The sequence below is a fragment of the Streptomyces sp. HUAS YS2 genome, from assembly GCF_033343995.1.
Classification (GTDB): domain Bacteria; phylum Actinomycetota; class Actinomycetes; order Streptomycetales; family Streptomycetaceae; genus Streptomyces; species Streptomyces solicathayae.
In genome coordinates this window covers 2589520-2609793 of sequence record NZ_CP137573.1, presented here as the reverse complement: position 1 = coordinate 2609793, position 20274 = coordinate 2589520, and the positions used below count along the sequence as shown (strand labels likewise).

16 protein-coding genes are annotated in these 20274 nt (G+C 71.1%); 10 read left to right on the top strand and 6 right to left on the bottom strand.

All coding sequences use genetic code 11. The annotated features are described in order from the left end of the window. The first annotated feature begins 28 nt into the window (after window positions 1-28). Window positions 29-1849, top strand: a complete 1821-nt coding sequence (locus tag R2D22_RS11630) for a glycosyltransferase family 2 protein (protein ID WP_411977008.1) — start codon at window positions 29-31, stop codon at window positions 1847-1849. 3 nt (window positions 1850-1852) lie between these two features. After that, a complete protein-coding gene (glxA, locus tag R2D22_RS11625; protein WP_318103020.1) occupies window positions 1853-3805 on the top strand; it encodes a radical copper oxidase GlxA in 1953 nt (650 codons plus the stop codon). Window positions 3806-3842: 37 nt separating this feature from the next. On the opposite strand, the gene R2D22_RS11620 is transcribed toward glxA, so the two are convergent. Beyond that, on the bottom strand, window positions 3843-4868 hold the full coding sequence (locus R2D22_RS11620) for a glycoside hydrolase family 6 protein (protein ID WP_318103019.1): 1026 nt from the start codon (window positions 4866-4868) through the stop codon (window positions 3843-3845). 81 nt (window positions 4869-4949) lie between these two features. Then, on the bottom strand, window positions 4950-5954 hold the full coding sequence (locus R2D22_RS11615) for an ArsR/SmtB family transcription factor (RefSeq protein ID WP_318103018.1): 1005 nt from the start codon (window positions 5952-5954) through the stop codon (window positions 4950-4952). An 82-nt stretch (window positions 5955-6036) separates the two neighbouring features. Between R2D22_RS11615 and R2D22_RS11610 the strand changes: the two genes are divergently transcribed. The 4 genes from R2D22_RS11610 to R2D22_RS11595 all read left to right on the top strand — a co-directional run bounded on the left by R2D22_RS11610 (window position 6037) and on the right by R2D22_RS11595 (window position 10113). Beyond that, entirely contained in the window at window positions 6037-7398 is a 1362-nt protein-coding gene (locus tag R2D22_RS11610) for an MFS transporter (RefSeq protein ID WP_318103017.1), read from the top strand. 9 nt (window positions 7399-7407) lie between these two features. Beyond that, window positions 7408-7917, top strand: a complete 510-nt coding sequence (locus R2D22_RS11605; RefSeq protein WP_318103016.1) for a MarR family winged helix-turn-helix transcriptional regulator — start codon at window positions 7408-7410, stop codon at window positions 7915-7917. A gap of 79 nt (window positions 7918-7996) precedes the next feature. Next, complete coding sequence (locus R2D22_RS11600) at window positions 7997-8329, top strand: DUF3817 domain-containing protein (protein ID WP_318103015.1); 333 nt, start codon at window positions 7997-7999, stop codon at window positions 8327-8329. An 83-nt stretch (window positions 8330-8412) separates the two neighbouring features. Further along, the gene (locus R2D22_RS11595; RefSeq protein WP_318103014.1) at window positions 8413-10113 is read left to right on the top strand and encodes a coenzyme B12-dependent isobutyryl-CoA mutase large subunit; all 1701 of its coding nucleotides are present in this window, start codon (window positions 8413-8415) and stop codon (window positions 10111-10113) included. A 79-nt stretch (window positions 10114-10192) separates the two neighbouring features. Here R2D22_RS11595 and R2D22_RS11590 read toward each other — a convergent pair whose 3' ends face one another. Continuing rightward, window positions 10193-10822 carry a TetR/AcrR family transcriptional regulator gene (locus tag R2D22_RS11590; RefSeq protein ID WP_318103013.1) on the bottom strand — a complete coding sequence of 210 codons (630 nt, stop codon included), beginning with the start codon at window positions 10820-10822 and terminating at the stop codon, window positions 10193-10195. 294 nt (window positions 10823-11116) lie between these two features. Between R2D22_RS11590 and R2D22_RS11585 the strand changes: the two genes are divergently transcribed. From R2D22_RS11585 to R2D22_RS11570, 4 genes are all read left to right on the top strand, one after another. Further along, complete coding sequence (locus R2D22_RS11585; RefSeq protein ID WP_318103012.1) at window positions 11117-12082, top strand: tetratricopeptide repeat protein; 966 nt, start codon at window positions 11117-11119, stop codon at window positions 12080-12082. Between the two features lie 608 nt (window positions 12083-12690). After that, window positions 12691-13329, top strand: a complete 639-nt coding sequence (locus R2D22_RS11580; RefSeq protein ID WP_318103011.1) for a DUF6230 family protein — start codon at window positions 12691-12693, stop codon at window positions 13327-13329. 117 nt (window positions 13330-13446) lie between these two features. Beyond that, a complete protein-coding gene (locus R2D22_RS11575; RefSeq protein ID WP_318103010.1) occupies window positions 13447-14040 on the top strand; it encodes a DUF6114 domain-containing protein in 594 nt (197 codons plus the stop codon). Further along, the gene (locus tag R2D22_RS11570; RefSeq protein WP_318103009.1) at window positions 14030-15298 is read left to right on the top strand and encodes a hypothetical protein; all 1269 of its coding nucleotides are present in this window, start codon (window positions 14030-14032) and stop codon (window positions 15296-15298) included. The genes R2D22_RS11575 and R2D22_RS11570 overlap by 11 nt, the downstream gene beginning before the upstream one ends. Before the next feature lie 105 nt (window positions 15299-15403). On the opposite strand, the gene pyk is transcribed toward R2D22_RS11570, so the two are convergent. The 3 genes from pyk to pta form a co-directional block, all read right to left on the bottom strand. Beyond that, complete coding sequence (gene pyk / locus R2D22_RS11565; RefSeq protein ID WP_318103008.1) at window positions 15404-16834, bottom strand: pyruvate kinase; 1431 nt, start codon at window positions 16832-16834, stop codon at window positions 15404-15406. Between the two features lie 74 nt (window positions 16835-16908). Further along, complete coding sequence (locus R2D22_RS11560; RefSeq protein ID WP_318103007.1) at window positions 16909-18126, bottom strand: acetate kinase; 1218 nt, start codon at window positions 18124-18126, stop codon at window positions 16909-16911. Beyond that, window positions 18123-20210: a phosphate acetyltransferase gene (gene pta, locus R2D22_RS11555; protein WP_318103006.1), complete on the bottom strand. Its 2088-nt coding sequence runs from the start codon at window positions 20208-20210 to the stop codon at window positions 18123-18125. Before pta ends, R2D22_RS11560 begins: the two co-directional genes overlap by 4 nt. Window positions 20211-20274 lie beyond the last annotated feature (64 nt).

Sequence of the window (20274 nt, the reverse complement as noted above, 5' to 3'; positions counted from 1 at the left end):
ATCGACACGTTCGACCGCTGGAGGCACCGTGCGGCCGCAAGGCTACGACTACGACACCTACAGCCGGCTGGCCGGGCCGCTCACCCAGCCCGCGACGACGCCCTACACGGTGCAGTACCGAAGCTTGCTGTCGAAGGAGTCCCACCGAATACGAGCCGTCCTCCTCATGAGCCTCGCGCCGGTCCTCTCGGCGCTCCTGCTGGTCTACCTCGTCTGGCCCAGCCACTGGACCGTCCGGGAGGGCGGCGCCCGGTGGCTCGTCCGGTTCGACGCGGTGATGCTCGTGTCGATCGGCGTGATCTGCCTGTTCATGCTGGTCAACGTCACCTCGATCGCGCACGCCACGATGGTCGCCCGCGACCCCGTGCCCGTGTACCCGAAGAAGGGCACCCGGGTCGCCTTCCTCACCACCTACGTGCCCGGCAAGGAACCCCTCGCCATGGCCCGCGCGACCCTGGAGGGCGCCGTCCGGCTCCGGCACGACGGCGTCCTGGACGTCTGGCTGCTCGACGAGGGCGACGACGAGCAGGCCAGGGCGCTCTGCGCGGAGCTCGGGGTACGGCACTTCACCCGGGCCGGCGTCCCCGAGTGGAACCGGAAGAAGGGCGTTCACAAGGCCCGCACCAAGCACGGCAACTACAACGCCTGGCTGGCCATGCACGGGGACGCGTACGAATTCTTCGCCTCCGTCGACACCGACCACGTCCCGCTGCCGAACTTCCTGGAGCGGATGCTCGGTTTCTTCCGCGACCCCGACGTCGCCTTCGTCGTCGGCCCCCAGGTGTACGGCAACTACACCTCGCCCGTCACCAAGGCCGCCGAGTCGCAGCAGTTCCTCTTCCACGCGCTGATCCAGCGGGCCGGCAACCGCTACCACGCGCCCATGTTCGTCGGCACCAACAACATCGTCCGGGTCGCCGCCCTCAAGCAGATCGGCGGGCTGTACGACTCGATCACCGAGGACATGGCCACCGGCTTCGAACTGCACCGCCGCAAGAACCCGCTGACCGGGCACTTCTGGCGCTCGGTCTACACCCCGGACGTGCTCGCCGTCGGCGAGGGCCCGGCGTCCTGGACCGACTTCTTCACCCAACAGCTGCGCTGGTCCCGGGGCACCTACGAGACCCTCTTCAAGCAGTACTGGAAGGCGCCCTTCCGGGTTCCGCCGGGCCGGCTGCTCAACTACACGCTGATGCTCGTCTACTACCCGATGACGGCCGTCAACTGGTTCCTCGGCATCCTCAGCTGCGTCCTGTTCCTGTGGCTCGGCGCGTCCGGGACGCAGGTCTCCTCGTCGGTCTGGCTGATGATCTACAGCGACGCGCTCGCCCTGCAGATCGGGCTCTACCTGTGGAACCGGCGGCACAACGTCTCACCGCACGAACCCGAGGGCTCCGGCGGCCTGGCCGGCATGGTGATGTCCGCGCTGTCCGCGCCGATCTACCTCAAGTCGCTCTGCTCCGCGGTGCTGCGCACCCGGGGCCGCTTCGTCGTCACCCCCAAGGGGGGCGAGGCCAGCCCGGACCGGCTGCTCACCTTCCGGATCCACCTCTACTGGGCCGCCGTCCTGATCGCCTCGCTGGTCGCCTCGGTGCACTTCGGCCACACCCACGCGGCCATGCGCACCTGGGCCGTACTCGCGCTGGTCATCGCGCTCGCCCCGGTCGCGGTCTGGCTCTGGACCGAGGTGCGCCGGCGGCGCACGCAGCGGCTGCGCGCCGAGGCCCGGGTCCGTACCCGTACCCGCGCCCGCGCCCGTGCCGACGCCCGCGACGGCCTCGGGGCGCGGCCCGCCGCCGGCCCGCCCGCGTCCCCGGCACCCGCCCCCACGACGACCGGAGGGAACTGAGACATGGCCTACCGGCCGTCGAACAAGTTCAGGAAACAGCTTCTGGCCGGCGGGGCGGTGCTGCTGCTCGCCGGGCTCAACGCCCCCGCCGCGGTCACCTTCGCCACCGAGAAGTACCACGCCTACAAGATCGCCCAGCCCGGCTACAAGGCCCGGTACGGCTCCTGGCAGGAGCTCGACGTCCCGGCCGAGTTCCGGATCAACGCCATCCACGCCGCCCTGCTGCACACCGGCAAGGTGCTGCTCATCGCCGGATCCGGCAACGATCAGAAGAAGTTCGACTCCGGCACCTTCGAGACCGTCCTCTGGGACCCGCGGAACGACACCTTCAAGAAGATCCCCACCCCCGAGGACTTCTTCTGCGCCGGACACTCCCAACTCCCCGACGGAAAGCTGCTGGTCGCCGGAGGCACCGCCCGCTACGAGGTGCTCGACGGCGAGGTCGAGAAGGCCGGCGGCGGCATGCGGGTCAAGAACGAGAGCCCCGACCGGGCGATCACCCTGAAGAAGGGCACCGTCTTCCGCTCGCCCTCGGGCGTCGAGTACGTCTCCCGGTTCGACGTCACCGTGCCCAAGGCCAAGCGCGCGTTCGAGGTCTCGTACTTCAAGAGCGGCCAGATGAAGCCCTGGAAGACGAAGATCACCGCCGCCGAGTCCCGGGTCTTCGTCGAGGCGCGCAAGGCCGGGCCGCAGGCCCTGACCACCGAGGCCGCGCAGTACGAGGTCGTCGGCCTCAAGGGCAAGGACGCCGACAACGTCTACGGCATCGCCCAGAAGATCACCACCGAGAAGCAGGACTTCCAGGGCATCAAGGCCGCCTACGAGTTCGACCCCAAGGCCGAACGCTACGTACCGGTCGCCCCGATGAAGGACGCGCGCTGGTACCCCACCCTGGTCACCCTGCAGGACGGCAAGGTGCTCGCCGTCTCCGGACTCAACGACGTCGGCGACGTCGTCCCCGGCGACAACGAGATCTACGACCCGGCGACGAAGAAGTGGACCAAGGGCCCCTTCCGCTACTTCCCGACCTACCCGGCGCTCTTCCTCACCCAGGGCGGCAAGCTGCTCTACACCGGCTCCAACGCCGGGTACGGGCCGGCCGGCAAGGGCCGGGAGCCCGGGCTGTGGGACCTGAAGAAGAACGTCTTCACCAAGCTCGGCGGACTCTCCGACACCGACCAGCTGGAGACCTCCGCCTCCCTGATGCTGCCGCCCGTGCAGGACCAGAAGGTGATGGTGCTCGGCGGCGGCGGGGTCGGCGAGTCCCAGAAGTCCACCGCCCGCACCTCGATCGTCGACCTGTCGAAGGACGAGCCGAGCTTCACCGACGGGCCGAAGCTGCCCCAGGGCACCCGCTACCTCAGCGGTGTCCTGATGCCCGACGACACCGTGTTCACCACCGGCGGGTCCGAGCAGTACCGCGGCCGCAGCGGCAGCGACATCCTCAAGGCGCAGTTCTACGACCCGAGGACCAACGCCTTCACCGCCGCCGCGGACCCGACGGTCGGCCGCAACTACCACTCGGAGGCGCTGCTGCTGCCCGACGGACGAGTCGCCACCTTCGGCTCCGACCCGCTCTTCGACGACGCCGACAACACCAAGCTCGGCACCTTCGAGCAGCGCGTCGAGATCTTCACCCCGCCGTACATGCAGGCCGGCGCCGACCGGCCGGTCCTGGGGGAGGGGCCGCAGGAACTCGACCAGAACGCGCGCGCCACCTTCCGCAGCGCGGACGCGGCCCGGATCACCACGGCGCGGCTGATGCGCCCCAGCGCCGTCACGCACACCACGGACGTGGAACAGCGGTCGGTGGCCCTCGGCCTGACGAAGACCCGGGACACCGTCACCGTGGAGGCGCCGCTGGACCGCACCCTCGTGCCGCCCGGCTGGTACATGCTCTTCGTGACCGACGACAAGGGGACGCCTTCGGAGGCGAGGTGGGTGCAGGTGGAGTGAGGCGGCGGGTCTCGGCTCCCGGGCGCGGCCGAGAGCCTCAGCCCTTCGCGCGGCGCGCCAGGCCGAGGGCGTAGTCCGGCCACCACGTCCCGGCGGCCGGGCCGCCCCGGCAGGTGCCGTCCGACTCCCCGGGGCGCTTGATCCACAGGTACGCGTCGACGAGCGGATCGCCGGTCCGGGTCGTCGGCGGTGTGCCGAGCGCCCGCCCCGGCGGGTTGCACCACGCCTGGTCCCGGTTCCCGGGCAGCGGGCCGTCGCCGTTGCGGCTGGTGTCCACGGTGTAGTGCGCGCCGCCGAGGAGCCCGGAGAGCTTGGCGCCGAAGTCCTTGACGGCGTTGTTCGTCTGGAAGTTGGAGACGTTGAGCGCGAAGCCGTCGGCGTGGGCGATGCCCGCCCGGCGCAGCGGCTCGACCAGCTTGGCCGGGTCCTCGATCCACGCCGGGTTGCCCGCGTCCAGGTAGACCCGGGTGTGCGGCTGCCGCTTCAGCCGGTCGATCGCCCCGGAGAGCAGCTGGTAGCGCTCGTCCTGGTGCTGGGCGGGGGTGCAGCCGTCGACGAGGTGCGGCACCGCGTCCGGTTCGAGGACGACGACCGCGGGCGCGTCGCCGATCGCGCCGGCGAACGCGTCGATCCAGTTCCGGTAGGCACCGGCGTCGGGCGCGCCGCCCGCGGAGTACAGGCCGCAGTCGCGGTGCGGGATGTTGTACGCGACGAGGACCGCGGTCCGGCCGGCCGCCCCAGCGCCCTTCACGACCTTCGCGATGTCCGGCACCGGGTCCTCGTGGGCCGGCCAGTCGGCGACGGGGCGCTCCGAGATCCGCCGCAGCACCTTCGCGTCCTCGGTACGGCCCTGCGCCTCGTACCGCTTCACCTCGCGCGCCGCGTCGCTGTCCGGGTCGACCCAGAACGCTGAACCGGCGGTGGGCGCCACTGAACCCGTCTCGCCGACCGGGGGCCCGACGGGCGTCCGTCCCGCCGGCTCGTCCGGTCCGCCGCAGCCGGTGAGGGCGAGCAGTACCACGCCCGCCAGGGACAGAGAGGTGACGGCGGAACGGCGGGACATCCGGCCCCCAGAGTCGAGGCGAGGGGAGGCGAATCGAGACGATTCAAGATCGGGACAAGCCGGGCCATCCTCGCACAGCGGTCATTCGGCGGCCGGGTGCGACACCGGCGCCGCGAGGGCGATCCCCAGCGGCGTCCGCTCGTACAGCACCTGGTGGCCGTAGCGGCGCGAGGTGAGCAGCCCGGCCTCGCGCAGCACCGCCAGATGCGCGGAGACGGACGACGGCGCCAGGCCGAGGCGGTGCGCGAGCGCGCTGGTCCCGGCCGGCTCGTCGAGCGCGCACAGCACGTCCGCCCGGTGCCGGCCGAGCAGCCGGGCGAGCGCGTCGGGGGTCCGGTCGCGCGGCGCCGTCCACAGCCCGCCGATGCCGCGCACGGGATAGACCACCGTCGGCTGCCACGGCGGGTCGAAGCCGCTGACCACGTGCGGCCAGGTGAACACCGACGGCATGAGGACGAGGCCCTGCCCGTCCAGCGTCCGGACGTGCTCGCCGCGGTAGTCGACGACGAGCGTGGCGGTCTCGGCGACCCAGGCGAACGCCGGATGCAGCTCCGTCAGCAGCCGCTCCGTCCCGCCCTCGGCGAGCCGCCGCGAGTGGTACGCGACGTCCGCCTCAAGGAGCGCGCGCAGCCGTGGCCAGTCCGGGGCGACGAGCACCTCCCAGGCGGCCTCCAGCAGGTCGGCGAGCCGTGCGATCGACGCGGCGGGATCGGCCAGCAGTCGGCGCCCCTCCTCGGACCGGGCCGCCCCCGGCGTCCCGGCCAGCGCCCGCGCGACGTCCTCGCGCACGAGCTCCGGGTCGGTCCGGCGCACCGCCGCGATCTCCTCCTCGAACGTGGCGGCCGGGCCGAGCGGCGGCGGATAGAGGAAGTCCGGACTGTGCCCACGCCACGGCATCAGCAGATGCAGCGGCCCCAGATCCAGCCCGCCCGCCGAACGTCTGATCCGCCGCAGCCACGGCAGGTGGTAGCCCTGCTGCTCCGGCCGGGCGAGCACCCGCACCGCGGAGTGCGTCTCCCAGAGCGGCGACACCGCGAACCGGATCCGCAGCGGGTCGGCCTCCCCGAAGTGGAGGTGATACGGCATGGGAGGCCTCGTGGTGGGGGCGAAGATTCGTCTGGAGCCGAAAGACTACGGCCGCGGCTCGGCCTCCGCCAGGCTCCCGGTCATGCCGAACAACGCCCTGCCGCCGCAGGGGTCCCCACCGCTGCCCGCGCCGCCCTCAGCCGCGGCGCCGACGCCCGCCGGCCCGCAGCCCCCGGCGCCGCAGGACGTGGCCGCTGCCCCCGCCCCGGCCCCCGCCGCGCCGACCCCCGGCCCCGCCGGATACGCCGCCGTCTTCCGGGTGCGGGAGTTCCGGTTCGTCTTCGTGGCACACCTGTTCTCGCTGCTCGGTGTCGTCGTCAGCGAGCTGGCGCTCACCGTGCTCGTGTACCAGACGACCCGCTCGCCGCTGCTGTCAGCGCTCACCTTCGCGCTCGGCTTCCTGCCCTACCTCGTCGGCGGCACCCTGCTCGCCGGACTCGCCGACCGGATCCCGCCCCGCCGGATCCTCGTCGTCTGCGACCTGGTCTGCGCAGGCTGCGTCGCGCTCATGGTCGTGCCCGCCACCCCCGTCGCCGTCCTCCTCGCGCTGCGCTGCGCGATCGCCGTCGTCTCGCCCGTCTTCAACGGCACCCGCATGGCGACCCTCGCCGACATCCTCGGCGACGGCGACCTCTTCGTCCTCGGCCGCTCGCTCCTGCGGATCGTCTCGCAGAGCGCCCTGCTCGCCGGCTTCGCCGTCGGCGGCGTCCTGCTCACCGTCGTACCCCCGCGCGGCGCCCTCGTCATCACCACCGCCACCTTCCTCGTGTCGGCCCTCCTGCTCCGCCTTGGCACCGCCCGCCGCCCCGCCCGCGCCGCGGACGGCCCGCGCGAAGGGATTCGCGCCACCTGGGGGATCCTGCGCGACCGCCGCGTCCGCGCCCTCATGCTCGCCTTCTGGGTGCCGCCCCTGTTCGCCGTCGTCCCCGAGGCCCTCGCCGCCCCGTACGCCGACCACATCGACGTCTCCACCGCCGCCCTCGGCCTGCTGATGTGCGCGCTGCCGGTCGGCACGATCGCCGCCGAACTCCTCGCCGGCTCCGTCCTCGGCACCGCCGCCCGCGCCCGGATCGTGCTCCCGCTCGTCGCCGCCGGCGTGCTGCCGTACCTCCTGTACGCGCTCACCCCCGGCGTCGCGCTCGCCGCTCTCGCGCTCTTCCTGGCCGGCGCGACCGGCGCGTACACCCTCGGCCTCGACGCCTGGTTCGTCGCCGCCGTCCCCGAGGAGCAGCGCGGTCGGGCGATGACCCTGATGACCGCGGGCATGATGACCGTCCAGGGCGTCGGCATGGCCGCCGCCGGCGTCGCCGCCGAGTTCGTCCCGGTGCCCGCCGTCGTCGCCGGCACCGGCGTCCTCGGCACCCTGTGCCTGGTCGCGCTCGCCCTGGAGCTCCGGGCGACCGAAGGACGAGACAGGGCTGACCACCATATGACCAGTAGGTAAGGTCGTGCCGTGCCGAAGCCGCTCAGTCTCCCGTTCGACCCCATCGCCCGCGCCGACGAGCTCTGGCAGAACCGCTGGGGACCGGTCCCCTCGATGGCCGCGATCACCTCGATCATGCGGGCCCACCAGATCCTCCTCGCCGAGGTCGACGCGGTGGTGAAGCCGTACGGGCTGACCTTCGCCCGGTACGAGGCGCTGGTGCTGCTCACCTTCTCCAAGGCCGGTGAGCTGCCGATGTCCAAGATCGGCGAGCGACTGATGGTCCACCCGACGTCCGTGACGAACACGGTGGACCGCCTGGTGAGGTCCGGCCTGGTCGACAAGCGGCCCAACCCCAACGACGGCCGCGGCACCCTCGCCTCCATCACGGAGAAGGGCCGCGAGGTCGTCGAGGCGGCCACCCGGGACCTGATGGGGATGGAATTCGGCCTGGGCGCGTACGACGCCGAGGAGTGCGCCGAGATCTTCGCGCTGCTGCGCCCCCTGCGGGTGGCGGCGCACGACTTCGACGAGGGCTGATCCGGAAGCGGGCGGGGGCCCGGAAGCGGGCAGGGACCCGGCGGAAGATCGCCCGGAACGTGCCGTTACGCTCGACGGCATGAAATCCAGCGTGCTGACCCGCTACCGCGTCATGGCGTACGTGACCGCCGTCATGCTGCTCGTGCTGTGCACCTGCATGGTCTTCAAGTACGGGTTCGACATGGGCGAGGACGTGACCTTCGCGGTCTCCCAGGCCCACGGCGTCCTCTACATCATCTACCTGATCTTCGCGTTCGACCTGGGCTCCAAGGCGAAGTGGCCGTTCGGCAAGCTCCTGTGGGTGCTGCTGTCCGGGACGATTCCCTTCGCCGCCTTCTTCGTCGAGCGCAAGGTCGTCCGCGAGACGCTTCCGCTGGTCAGCGGCGCGGAGCCGATTCCGGCCAAGGTCTGACGCAGGCCCTCACCCTCACCCCCGCACAAACGTGCGGGGGTTTGCCGTCGACATTTACTAGGACGTCCTAGTAAATTTGAAGCATGGACGCTGACGCGATCGAGGAAGGCCGCCGTCGCTGGCAGGCCCGCTACGACAAGGCCCGCAAGCGCGACGCCGACTTCACGACGCTCTCCGGTGACCCGGTCGAGCCCGTCTACGGGCCGCGGCCCGGGGACACCTACGAGGGCTTCGAGCGCATCGGGTGGCCGGGCGAGTACCCGTTCACCCGTGGCCTGCACCCCACCGGCTACCGCGGCCGGACGTGGACCATCCGCCAGTTCGCGGGCTTCGGCAACGCCGAGCAGACGAACGAGCGCTACAAGATGATCCTGGCCGCCGGCGGCGGCGGGCTCTCCGTCGCGTTCGACATGCCCACGCTCATGGGCCGCGACTCCGACGACCCGCGCTCGCTCGGCGAGGTCGGCCACTGCGGTGTGGCCATCGACTCCGCCGCCGACATGGAGGTCCTGTTCAAGGACATCCCGCTCGGCGACGTCACCACCTCCATGACGATCAGCGGCCCCGCCGTTCCCGTCTTCTGCATGTACCTGGTCGCCGCCGAGCGCCAGGGCGTCGACCCGGCGGTGCTCAACGGCACGCTGCAGACGGACATCTTCAAGGAGTACATCGCGCAGAAGGAGTGGCTCTTCCAGCCCGAGCCGCACCTGCGCCTGATCGGCGACCTGATGGAGCACTGCGCGCAGGGCATCCCCGCGTACAAGCCGCTCTCGGTCTCCGGCTACCACATCCGCGAGGCCGGGGCGACGGCCGCGCAGGAGCTGGCGTACACCCTCGCCGACGGCTTCGGCTACGTCGAGCTCGGCCTCTCCCGCGGCCTTGACGTGGACGTCTTCGCGCCCGGCCTGTCCTTCTTCTTCGACGCGCACCTCGACTTCTTCGAGGAGATCGCCAAGTTCCGCGCCGCCCGCCGGATCTGGGCCCGCTGGATGAAGGAGGTCTACGGCGCCAAGACCGACAAGGCGCAGTGGCTCCGCTTCCACACCCAGACCGCCGGTGTCTCGCTCACCGCCCAGCAGCCGTACAACAACGTCGTGCGCACCGCGGTCGAGGCCCTGTCGGCGGTCCTCGGCGGCACCAACTCGCTGCACACCAACGCCCTCGACGAGACCCTCGCGCTCCCCAGCGAGCAGGCCGCCGAGATCGCCCTGCGCACCCAGCAGGTGCTGATGGAGGAGACCGGCGTCGCCAACGTCGCGGACCCGCTGGGCGGTTCCTGGTACGTGGAGCAGCTCACCGACCGCATCGAGGCGGACGCCGAGAAGATCTTCGACCAGATCAAGGAGCGGGGCCGCCGGGCGCACCCGGACGGTCAGCACCCGATCGGTCCGATCACCTCCGGCATCCTGCGCGGCATCGAGGACGGCTGGTTCACCGGCGAGATCGCCGAGTCCGCCTTCCGCTACCAGCAGTCCCTGGAGAAGGGCGACAAGCGCGTGGTCGGCGTCAACGTCCACCACGGCTCGGTCACCGGTGACCTGGAGATCCTGCGGGTCAGCCACGAGGTCGAGTGGGAGCAGGTCCGGGTGCTCGGCGAGCGCAAGGGCCGGCGGGACGACGCGAAGGTGCGCGCCTCGCTCGACGCCATGCTGGCGGCCGCGCGGGACGGCTCCAACATGATCGTGCCGATGCTGGAGGCGGTCCGCGCCGAGGCCACGCTCGGCGAGATCTGCGGCGTGCTGCGCGACGAGTGGGGCGTCTACACGGAGCCCCCGGGCTTCTAGCGGCCGGGGCCGAAGGCCCGGGTACGGCGGCGGGGGCGGTACGGGACATCCCGTACCGCCCCCGCCCGTGTCCGAACCGTCAGCCGCGGTCAGCCGCCGCGCCGAGGCCGCCGACGAGGAGCGCGGAGAGCCGTTCCGCCCACCGCCGGTCGACGGGTTCGGCGCTGACCAGGGCGCGGTGCACGACCGCCCCGGCGATGACGTCGAAGATCAGGTCGTCGACGGCCGCCACGGTCTCCGGGTCGCGGTCCGTGGCGAGTTCGCCGCGCTCCTGCGCGCGCCGCCGGCCGTCCAGGACGAGGCGCTTCTGACGCTCGACGATCGAGGTGCGGATGCGCTCGCGCAGCGGCTCGTCACGGGTCGACTCGGCGACCACGGCCATCAGGGCCGTCTTGGTCTCCGGGCGTTCCAGGAGGGCGGCGAACTGGAGCACCACGTGCTCGACATCGGCCTGCAGGGAACCCAGGTCGGGCAGTTCGAGTTCGTCGAAGAGGACGGCGACGGCGTCGACGACGAGTTCGTTCTTGTTGCCCCAGCGCCGGTACAGGGTGGTCTTGGCGACCCCGGCCCGGGTCGCCACGTCGCCCATCGTCAGCTTGGACCAGCCGAGGTCGACCAGGGCCGCCCGCGTCGCGTCCAGGATGGCGGTGTCGGCCTCGGCGGACCGGGGACGTCCGGTACGGCCGCTGCGGGTGGTGCGAGAACACATGCAGGCGACCATACCCGTCGGTAAGTAACGCGCCAGAGGCTCGTCCTGTGAGGCAGTTCACGCGGAAGTTCCACCCCCGCCCCGCCCGATCCAGTTACGCTACGACCCGTAGCGAAAGGGTCTGAGCGGCCCCCGCGACAACCACAGGCACCGGGTGGGGACCCGGTGCGCCACAGCAGAACAGCACACCGAACCGGGCACGTCCGTACGCCCCGCAACCGGCGGGGGGCCTACGGGCGGCACGGTTCGGCCATGGCTTTCCGGTTACGCGCGCGGAAGGGGGAGGATGTACCCATGCAGCCTAGGAACATGTCCATGAGCGGCGTCGTCGACCTCGCCGCGGTGAAGGCGGCCGGAGAGGCCAAGGCCAAGGCCGAGCAGGCCCGCGCCGAGGCGGCCCGCACCGGCGGCGGCGCGGCCGTCGCCCCGTCCGCCCTGGTGATCGACGTCGACGAGGCGGGCTTCGAGCGCGATGTCCTGCAGCGGTCCGCCGAGGTCCCGGTCGTCATCGACTTCTGGGCCGAGTGGTGCGAGCCGTGCAAGCAGCTCGGCCCCCTCCTCGAGCGCCTCGCGGTCGAGTACAACGGGCGCTTCGTCCTCGCCAAGGTCGACGTCGACGCCAACCAGATGCTGATGCAGCAGTTCGGGATCCAGGGAATTCCGGCCGTTTTCGCGGTGGTCGCCGGTCAGGCGCTGCCGCTCTTCCAGGGCGCGGCCCCGGAGGCACAGATCCGGGCCACCCTCGACCAGCTGATCCAGGTCGGCGAGGAGCGCTTCGGGCTCACCGGCATCGTCGTGGACCAGGACGCCGAGTCCGGTGTCCCGGCCGCCGCCCCCGCCGGCCCGTACGACGCGCTGCTCTCGGCCGCCGTCGACGCGCTGGACGCGGGCGACCTGGGCGGTGCGGTCCAGGCGTACAAGAATGTGCTGGCCGACGACCCGGGCAACACCGAGGCCAAGCTGGGCCTGGCCCAGGCCGAACTCCTGGCCCGCGTACAGGGCGTGGACCCGCAGCGGGTGCGCAAGGAGGCCGCGGACAACCCGAAGGACGTCGCCGCCCAGATCGCCGCAGCGGACCTCGATCTGGTGGGCGGTCATGTGCAGGACGCCTTCGGCCGGCTCGTGGACACCGTGCGCGTCACCTTCGGCGAGGACCGCGACGCGGCCCGGCTCCGGCTGCTCGAACTCTTCGAGGTCATCGGCGCGGAGGACCCGCGGGTGACGGCCGCGCGCCAGGCGCTCGCCCGGGTGCTGTTCTGACCCTCCGCTTTTGACGCGTCCGCGCCGCACGTCAGCCCGTGCGGCGCCCGGCGATTTGGCGACACAGTGACAAAACACGGCCGCGCTTTACCAAAACTTGGTAATCGCGGCCGCTGTTACTCGTAGTAAATCGAACCCCGATTTCTGTCCGAGTTGATCCGTTCATCATCCTTTTTGTCGCGTCACTTGACGACACCCTGTGTACCCGTCCGACGGCGCCCTGTCGCGCCGTGGTTATCCACCCGTTACTAGCCAGTAACGAACCCCCTTGTGCCCCGGCCCGTAATGGACCACGATCGGCCACGCTCGGTCCTCTCCACACCAGCCCCGGCACCCGGCCGGGAAGTCGGCGAGGGTCCCCACCGAGCGGGCCGGTGGCAGTGCCGCCGGTCGTGGACAGGGGGGTTCCTGCTCTTGTCGGCAGGGCCTGTCCAGCAGGTTGCGCGCAAGGCGTGGCCAGTGGTTGTCGCTCGGGGGTGATCGCCGGTGATTCGGACGCGCGTCGCGCCTGAAGACGGCGCTCTCCTTCCCGAGGACGTAGCACTTCTCCCATCCCAGGACGGGCCTTGGCCCATCCGGAGATGTACGTCCGAGAAGGAGGAATTCTCATGAAGTCCCAGGTTCGTGGCGGGACCAGATGGAAGCGGTTCGCCGTCGTCATGGTGCCGAGCGTGGCCGCGACGGCCGCGATCGGTGTCGGCCTGGCTCAGGGCGCGCTCGCCGCGTCCTTCAGCATCTCCGGCCAGGAGTTCAAGGTGAAGGCCGACAGCCTTGTCGGCAAGGACTTCGTCCAGTACGGCAGCGTGGCGAGCGGCAAGGACCTCAAGGGTCAGCCGTTCGCTGAGCCGGTCGGTGTCTCGGGCTTCTCCGAGGCCTGGATCTCCAACATGTGCCAGTCCGTGGTGACCCCGGACGTTCCGTTCATCGGCAACGTCTCGCTGGAGCTGCGCGCCGGTACGGACCCGGCCAAGCCGGTCTACGCGAAGGACATCTACCTGGATGTCTCCTCGCTGAAGGCGGACGCCGAGTTCGGCAACATCGACATCGGTGTGGCCGCGGGCTCCCTGAAGGACCCGGGCATTCAGCCGGGCACCCAGGCCAACCCGTACGGCTTCTCGCAGCGCGCCAAGACGGCGAAGCTGACGAACGTGGAGCAGAAGGCGTGGGCGACCACCGCCGGAACGTTCAAGCTCAGCAACCTGAGCCTGAAGCTGCACAAGGGCACCAAGGAGTGCTTCACCGAGTAGTCACTCGGCCGGCGGGCGGGGACGTGGCCACACGACCCCGCCCGTTTCGGGCAGCCGCCCCCGGGCGGCGCCGATCTCCATCTCTTCTCAGCAACACCGCTTCCAGGGAGCTTTTCCATGAGCGCCGAGACCATTGGTTCCCGCGGATTCACCTACTGGCGACTGCGTTTCAAGGCCTGGCGGGGCAACCGGCCGTTCTGGGCCGGGCTGCTCACCATGATCGGCGGCCTGCCGATCGCCTACCTGCCGTACGCCGACCTGCGGCTCGGCAACATGACGATCGCCATGGCCACCACGGCCGGCGCCGGCTCGCTGATCATCGGCGTGCTGCTGGTCACCCTCGGCCTGACGATGTGGTTCCAGTCCGCGGTCCGGGTGTTCGCGGGTATCGCGGCGATCATCCTGGCGCTCGTGTCCATCCCGGTCGCCAACCTCGGCGGCTTCGGCATCGGCCTGATCTGCGCCCTGATCGGCGGCGGTCTCTCCGTCGCGTGGGTCCCCGGCGTCCCGGCGGACGAGACCGAGGCCTCCCAGGCGGCTCCGGCCGCGCAGCCGGCTCCGGTGGCGGAGGCCGCCCCGGCGGCCGCGGTCACCATGATCAAGCCCCTCGCGGTGCCCGAGCAGCGCGCAACCGACGAGTCGGCGGCCCCGAACGAGCACGCGACCGAAACCACGATCGACGCCAACGGCGGGAGGAACAGTGCGGGGTGACGAAACACAGTCGGCGACGGCTGGAGAGGACGCCACTCTGGCGAGAAAGGGTCCGCGTCACGCGGCCCCCCGCAAGTCGCTGCTGAACAAGCTCCAGGTGCCCGCCGGCAAGGCGATGGCCCTGGCCGCCATGCCGACCGCGGTCCTCGTGGGCATGGGCCTGACGCCCAAGCTCGCGCTCGCCGACGAGAAGGACATCCCCTTCGCGCCGGGCCCCTGTGTGACCCGCTCCGACGAGCCGGTCGAGGAGTCGAAGAGCCCCGAGCCCACCAAGACTCCCGAGCCGAGCGCGTCGAGCAGCGAGACGGGCAAGGACGATTCGGCCGACAAGACGCCGGAGCCGACCGCCAGCCCGTCCGCGAGCGCCACCACCGACAAGGCCACCACGGAGGAGCGGACCACGAGCGGCGCCACCGCGCCGTCCGCCTCGCCGTCCCCGACCCCGACGAAGTCCGTCAATCCGCTGGACCCGCTGGGCGTCGGCGACAAGATCAAGGACCTCTTCGACGGACCGGACGAGCCGACGGCCACCCCGACGCCGACCGCGTCCACCGAGCCGACGGCCGAGCCCACGCCCACCGCGAAGCCGACCGACGAGCCGACGTCCGGCGCCTCCAAGCCGGCCCTCGACGACGCGAGCGACCGCACCAAGGACGCGATCAAGGACGCCGCCGACAAGGCCGGCGCCACCGTCAAGGAGCTCGGGGACGACGCCAAGGGCCTGGACGTCAAGAAGGACACGGACATACCGGAGGAGGGCAAGCCCCGCTTCCCCTGTCCGACGCCCGACCCGCAGGCGCTCGCCGCGGCGGACCTGGAGGAGGGCGCGGCCCTCGTCCCGGACGAGCCGTGGATCCTCGACAGCACGCTGCTCACGCTCAAGGGCCTCAAGTACCACGGCATCGTCGAGGTCAAGACCGGCAGCGGCAAGATCAAGAAGGTCCTGAAGTTCACCGCAAGCAACGGCGTGGACATCAAGGACCTGCACCAGAAGACCGTCCACTCGGACGGCTACACCGGCCACGTCCGCTCGGACCGGGGCTCCACGTCGACGATGCGCGACGGCACGGTGACCATGTACACGGAGCAGCTGAAGGGCAACCTCTTCGGCCTGATCCCGGTCACCTTCAACCCGGAGACCCCGCCGCCGCTCGACGTCCCGTTCGCGTTCTTCACGAACGTGGAGGTCATCCAGGCCGGCCAGTTCGGCGGCACGCTCAGGGTTCCCGGCCTGCGCAACACGATCGAACCGAACTGACCCTTCCACGGGCAGCGAAAGACCCCCCCCCCGGGAGCCGCGGTACGACGAGGGCCCCCGTCCGATCGGGCGGGGGCCCTCGTCGTGTTCCGGTGCCGCGGCGCGTCAGGCGCGCTGCGCGCCGCCCAGGTGGTGCACCCGGACCATGTTGGTGGTGCCGGGGACGCCGGGGGGCGAGCCGGCGGTGATGACCATGGTGTCGCCCTCGTTGTACCGCTGGAGCTTCAGCAGCTCCGCGTCGACGATGTCGACCATGGCGTCGGTGGTCTCCACGAACGGGGCGAGGAAGGACTCCACGCCCCAGCTCAGGGTGAGCTGGTTGCGGGTCGACTCGTCCGTGGTGAAGGCCAGGATCGGCTGGACGGTGCGATAGCGGGACAGCCGGCGGGCGGTGTCGCCGGACTTGGTGAAGGCGATCAGCGCCTTGCCGTCGAGGAAGTCCGCGATCTCGCAGGCCGCGCGGGCGACGGAGCCGCCCTGGGTACGCGGCTTCTTGCCCGGGACCAGCGGCTGCAGGCCCTTGGAGAGCAGCTCCTCCTCGGCCGCGGCGACGATCTTCGACATCGTCTTCACGGTCTCGATCGGGTAGGCGCCCACCGAGGACTCGGCGGAGAGCATGACCGCGTCCGCGCCGTCCAGGATCGCGTTGGCGACGTCGCTCGCCTCGGCGCGGGTCGGGCGGGAGTTGGTGATCATCGACTCCATCATCTGGGTGGCGACGATGACCGGCTTGGCGTTGCGGCGGCACATCTCCACGAGGCGCTTCTGCACCATCGGGACCTTCTCCAGCGGGTACTCCACCGCGAGGTCGCCACGGGCGACCATGACGGCGTCGAAGGCCGCGACGACCTCGGCCATGTTCTCGACGGCCTGCGGCTTCTCCACCTTGGCGATGACCGGGACCCGGCGGCCCTCCTCGTCCATCACCTTGTGGACGTCCTTGACGTCGGCGGCGTCCCGGACGAAGGAGAGCGCGACCATGTCGCAGCCCATGCGGAGCGCGAAGCGGAGGTCCTCGACGTCCTTCTCGGACAGGGCCGGGACGTTCACCGCCGCGCCGGGCAGGTTGATGCCCTTGTGGTCGGAGATCACTCCGCCCTCGACGACGATGGTCTTCACCCGGGGGCCCTCGACCTCGACGACCCGCAGCTCGACGTTGCCGTCGTTGATAAGGACCTGGTCGCCCTTGGAGACGTCGCCCGGCAGCCCCTTGTAGGTGGTGCCGCAGATGGACTTGTCGCCCGGGACGTCCTCGGTGGTGATGGTGAACTCGTCACCGCGAACCAGCTCGACCGGTCCCTCGGCGAAGGTCTCCAGACGGATCTTCGGGCCCTGAAGGTCGGCGAGCACGCCCACGGCGTGACCGGTGTCCTCCACCGCCCTGCGGAGACGGTCGTACCGCTCCTGGTGCTCTGCCTGGGTCCCGTGGCTCATGTTGAAACGGGCCACGTTCATGCCGGCCTCGATCAGCGCTTTCAGCTGCTCGTAGGAGTCGACGGCGGGGCCCAGCGTACAGACGATTTTGGAACGGCGCATGAGGCGCATCCTATCGGTTTGTTTCATCGCGGAATATTCCGTCTGGTGGAATATACAAATGGGCGGAGGGCCGCTCAGTCGCGTACCAGTGCGTAGGTCTGTCGTGCGATCTCCAGCTCCTCGTCCGTCGGCACCACGGCGACCGCCACCCGCGCGTAGTTCGGCGAGATCAGCCGCGGTTCGCCGGAGCGCACCGCGTTGAGGTCGGCGTCCACCACCAGGCCCAGCTCCTCCAGACCCGCGATCGCAGCTTCCCGCACCGGAGCCGCGTTCTCACCCACTCCGGCCGTGAACACCACCGCGTCCACCCGGCCGAGTACCGCGTAGTACGCCCCGATGTACTTCTTCAGCCGGTGGATGTAGATCTCGAAGGCCAGCAGCGCCCGCTCGTCGCCCTCGTCGATCCGCCGCCGGATCTCCCGCATGTCGTTGTCGCCGCAGAGCCCGACCAGACCGCTCCTCTTGTTGAGCAGCGTGTCGATCTCGTCCGTCGACATCCCCGCCACCCGCTCCAGATGGAAGGTCACCGCCGGGTCGACGTCGCCCGACCGGGTGCCCATGACCAGGCCCTCCAGCGGGGTCAGCCCCATCGAGGTGTCCACGCACCGCCCGCCCGCCACCGCCGAGGCGGACGCGCCGTTGCCCAGGTGCAGCACGATGACGTTGACCTCCTCGGGCGCCTTCCCGAGCAGCTGCGCCGCCGCCCGCGAGACGTACGCGTGCGAGGTGCCGTGGAAGCCGTACCGGCGGATCCGGTGCGCGTCCGCCGTCTCCACGTCGATCGCGTACCGGGCCGCGGACTCCGGCATCGTGGTGTGGAACGCCGTGTCGAAGACCGCCACCTGCGGCAGGTCGGGACGCAACGTCATCGCCGTACGGATGCCCAGCAGGTTGGCCGGGTTGTGCAGCGGCGCCACCGGCACCAGACGCTCGATCTCGGCGAGCACCTCGTCGTCGATCACCGTCGGCGCGGTGAACCGCAGCCCGCCGTGCACCACCCGGTGGCCGATCGCGGCCAGTTCGGGGGAGTCCAGGCCGAGCCCGTCCGCGGCCAGCTCCTCGGCGACCGCCTTGAGTGCGGCGGCGTGGTCGGCGATCGGGCCGGTCTTCTCGCGCGCCGCACCCTCACCGTCCCGCAGCGGGGTGTGCACCAGGCGCGAGGTCTCCTCGCCGATCCGCTCCACCAGGCCGACCGCGAGCCGCTCGCCCTCGCTCATGTCGAGCAGCTGGTACTTCACCGACGACGAGCCGGAGTTGAGGACGAGGACGCGGGTGGCATCGGTGCCGGTCATGCGGGGAGCTCCTGACCCTGGGACTGGATCGCGGTGATCGCGACCGTGTTGACGATGTCGCTGACGAGCGCGCCGCGTGACAGGTCGTTGACCGGCTTGCGCAGGCCCTGCAGGACCGGGCCGACGGCCACGGCGCCGGCCGAGCGCTGCACGGCCTTGTACGTGTTGTTGCCGGTGTTGAGGTCCGGGAAGATCAGCACGGTCGCCTGGCCGGCAACCTCCGACCCGGGCAGCTTCGTGGCGGCGACGGACGGCTCGACGGCCGCGTCGTACTGGATCGGGCCCTCGATCCGCAGCTCCGCATGGGATTCCCGGACCAGCTTGGTCGCCTCGCGCACCTTGTCGACGTCCGCGCCGGAGCCGGAGGTGCCCGTCGAGTAAGAGAGCATCGCGATCCGCGGCTCGACACCGAACCGGGCCGCGGTGGCCGCCGACTGCACGGCGATGTCCGCCAGTTGCTCCGCGTTCGGGTCGGGGTTCACCGCGCAGTCGCCGTACACCAGCACCTTGTCGGCCAGGCACATGAAGAAGACGGACGAGACGATCGACGCGTCCGGCTTCGTCTTGATGATCTCGAAGGCCGGGCGGATCGTCGCGGCCGTGGAGTGCACGGAACCGGACACCATGCCGTCGGCCAGGCCCTCCTGCACCATCAGCGTGCCGAAGTAGTTCACGTCCGACACCACGTCGTACGCCAGCTCCACCGTCACGCCCTTGTGGGCGCGCAGCTTCGCGTACTTCTCCGCGAACGCGTCGCGCAGCTCGGAGGTCTGCGGGTCGATCAGCTGCGTGGACGGCGCGGACAGGTCGACGCCGAGGTCCACGGCCTTCTTCCGGATGACTTCGACGTCCCCGAGCAGTGTCAGGTCGCACACGTTCCGGCGCAGCAGCAGGTCCGCGGCGCGCAGCACCCGCTCCTCCGTGCCCTCCGGCAGCACCACCCGTCGGCGGTCGGCGCGCGCCTGCTCAAGGAGGTCGTGCTCGAACATCATCGGCGTGACCCGGCCGCTGCGGGCCACCGAGATCCGCTTCAGCAGGTCGGCGGTGGCCACGTACCGCTCGAACAGGCCGAGCGCGGTCTCCGCCTTGCGGGGCGTGGCGGCGCTCAACTTGCCTTCGAGGGCCAGCAGTTCGGCGGCGGTCGGGTAGCTCTTGCCGGCCACCGAGAGGACCGGGGTGCCGGGCGCGAGCCGGGCCGCCAGGGTCAGGATCGTGTCGCTGGGCCGCTCGCCCAGGGTCAGCAGTACACCCGCGATCGGCGGGGTGCCGGCCGCGTGCGCGGCCAGCGCGCCGACCACCAGGTCGGCCCGGTCCCCGGGGGTGACGACCAGCGAGCCCGGGGTGAGCGCGGGCAGGAAGTTCGGCAGCATGGCGCCGCCGAACACGAAGTCCAGGGCGTCCCGCGCGAGGCCCGCGTCGTCGCCGAGGACCAGCTCCGCGCCGAGCGCGTGCTTGATCTGGGCCAGCGTCGGGGCGGCCAGCGCGGGCTCGTCGGGCAGCACGTAACAGGGGACGGGCAGCCGGGCGGACAGTCGCTCGGCGATCGGCTCCCGGTCCTCGGCGGCGACCCGGTTCACCACCATCGCGAGCACGTCGCAGCCCAGCCCGTCGTACGCGCGGAACGCGTTGCGCGCCTCGGCCCGCACCGACTCGGCGGCCTGCCCCTTGCCGCCGACGACCGGTATCACGGAGGCGCCGAACTCGTTGGCCAGCCGGGCGTTCAGCGCCAGCTCGTCGGGCAGCTGGGTGGCGGCGAAGTCGGTGCCGAGGACGAGGACCACCTCGTACTCCCGGGCCACCGCGTGGAACCGCTCCACCAGCTGGGACACCAGCTCGTCGGTGCCCCGCTCGGCCTGGAGCGCGGACGCCTCGTGGTAGTCCATGCCGTACACCGACGCCGGGTCCTGCTCGAGCCGGTAGCGGGCCCGCAGCAGATCGAAGAGTCGGTCGGGACGGTGGTGCACCAGCGGCCGGAACACCCCCACCCGGTCGACCTGCCGGGTCAGGAGATCCATGACCCCCAGCTCGACGACCTGGCGGCCGTCCCCGCGATCGATTCCGGTCACGTACACGCTGCGCGTCACGCCGTCGTCTCCCGTCCGCACCCGTCCGCTTTCGGCCAGGCGATTCCATCAACCGATTCCGTCA

What these genes read in the sequence shown, in the direction of transcription:
- glxA (WP_318103020.1), top strand. Translation starts at nt 1,853, where the DNA reads ATGGCCTACCGGCCGTCGAACAAGTTCAGGAAACAGCTTCTGGCCGGC.
- R2D22_RS11620 (WP_318103019.1), bottom strand. Translation starts at nt 4,868, where the DNA reads ATGTCCCGCCGTTCCGCCGTCACCTCTCTGTCCCTGGCGGGCGTGGTA.
- R2D22_RS11615 (WP_318103018.1), bottom strand. Translation starts at nt 5,954, where the DNA reads ATGCCGTATCACCTCCACTTCGGGGAGGCCGACCCGCTGCGGATCCGG.
- R2D22_RS11610 (WP_318103017.1), top strand. Translation starts at nt 6,037, where the DNA reads ATGCCGAACAACGCCCTGCCGCCGCAGGGGTCCCCACCGCTGCCCGCG.
- R2D22_RS11600 (WP_318103015.1), top strand. Translation starts at nt 7,997, where the DNA reads ATGAAATCCAGCGTGCTGACCCGCTACCGCGTCATGGCGTACGTGACC.
- R2D22_RS11595 (WP_318103014.1), top strand. Translation starts at nt 8,413, where the DNA reads ATGGACGCTGACGCGATCGAGGAAGGCCGCCGTCGCTGGCAGGCCCGC.
- R2D22_RS11590 (WP_318103013.1), bottom strand. Translation starts at nt 10,822, where the DNA reads ATGTGTTCTCGCACCACCCGCAGCGGCCGTACCGGACGTCCCCGGTCC.
- R2D22_RS11585 (WP_318103012.1), top strand. Translation starts at nt 11,117, where the DNA reads ATGCAGCCTAGGAACATGTCCATGAGCGGCGTCGTCGACCTCGCCGCG.
- R2D22_RS11580 (WP_318103011.1), top strand. Translation starts at nt 12,691, where the DNA reads ATGAAGTCCCAGGTTCGTGGCGGGACCAGATGGAAGCGGTTCGCCGTC.
- R2D22_RS11575 (WP_318103010.1), top strand. Translation starts at nt 13,447, where the DNA reads ATGAGCGCCGAGACCATTGGTTCCCGCGGATTCACCTACTGGCGACTG.
- pyk (WP_318103008.1), bottom strand. Translation starts at nt 16,834, where the DNA reads ATGCGCCGTTCCAAAATCGTCTGTACGCTGGGCCCCGCCGTCGACTCC.
- R2D22_RS11560 (WP_318103007.1), bottom strand. Translation starts at nt 18,126, where the DNA reads ATGACCGGCACCGATGCCACCCGCGTCCTCGTCCTCAACTCCGGCTCG.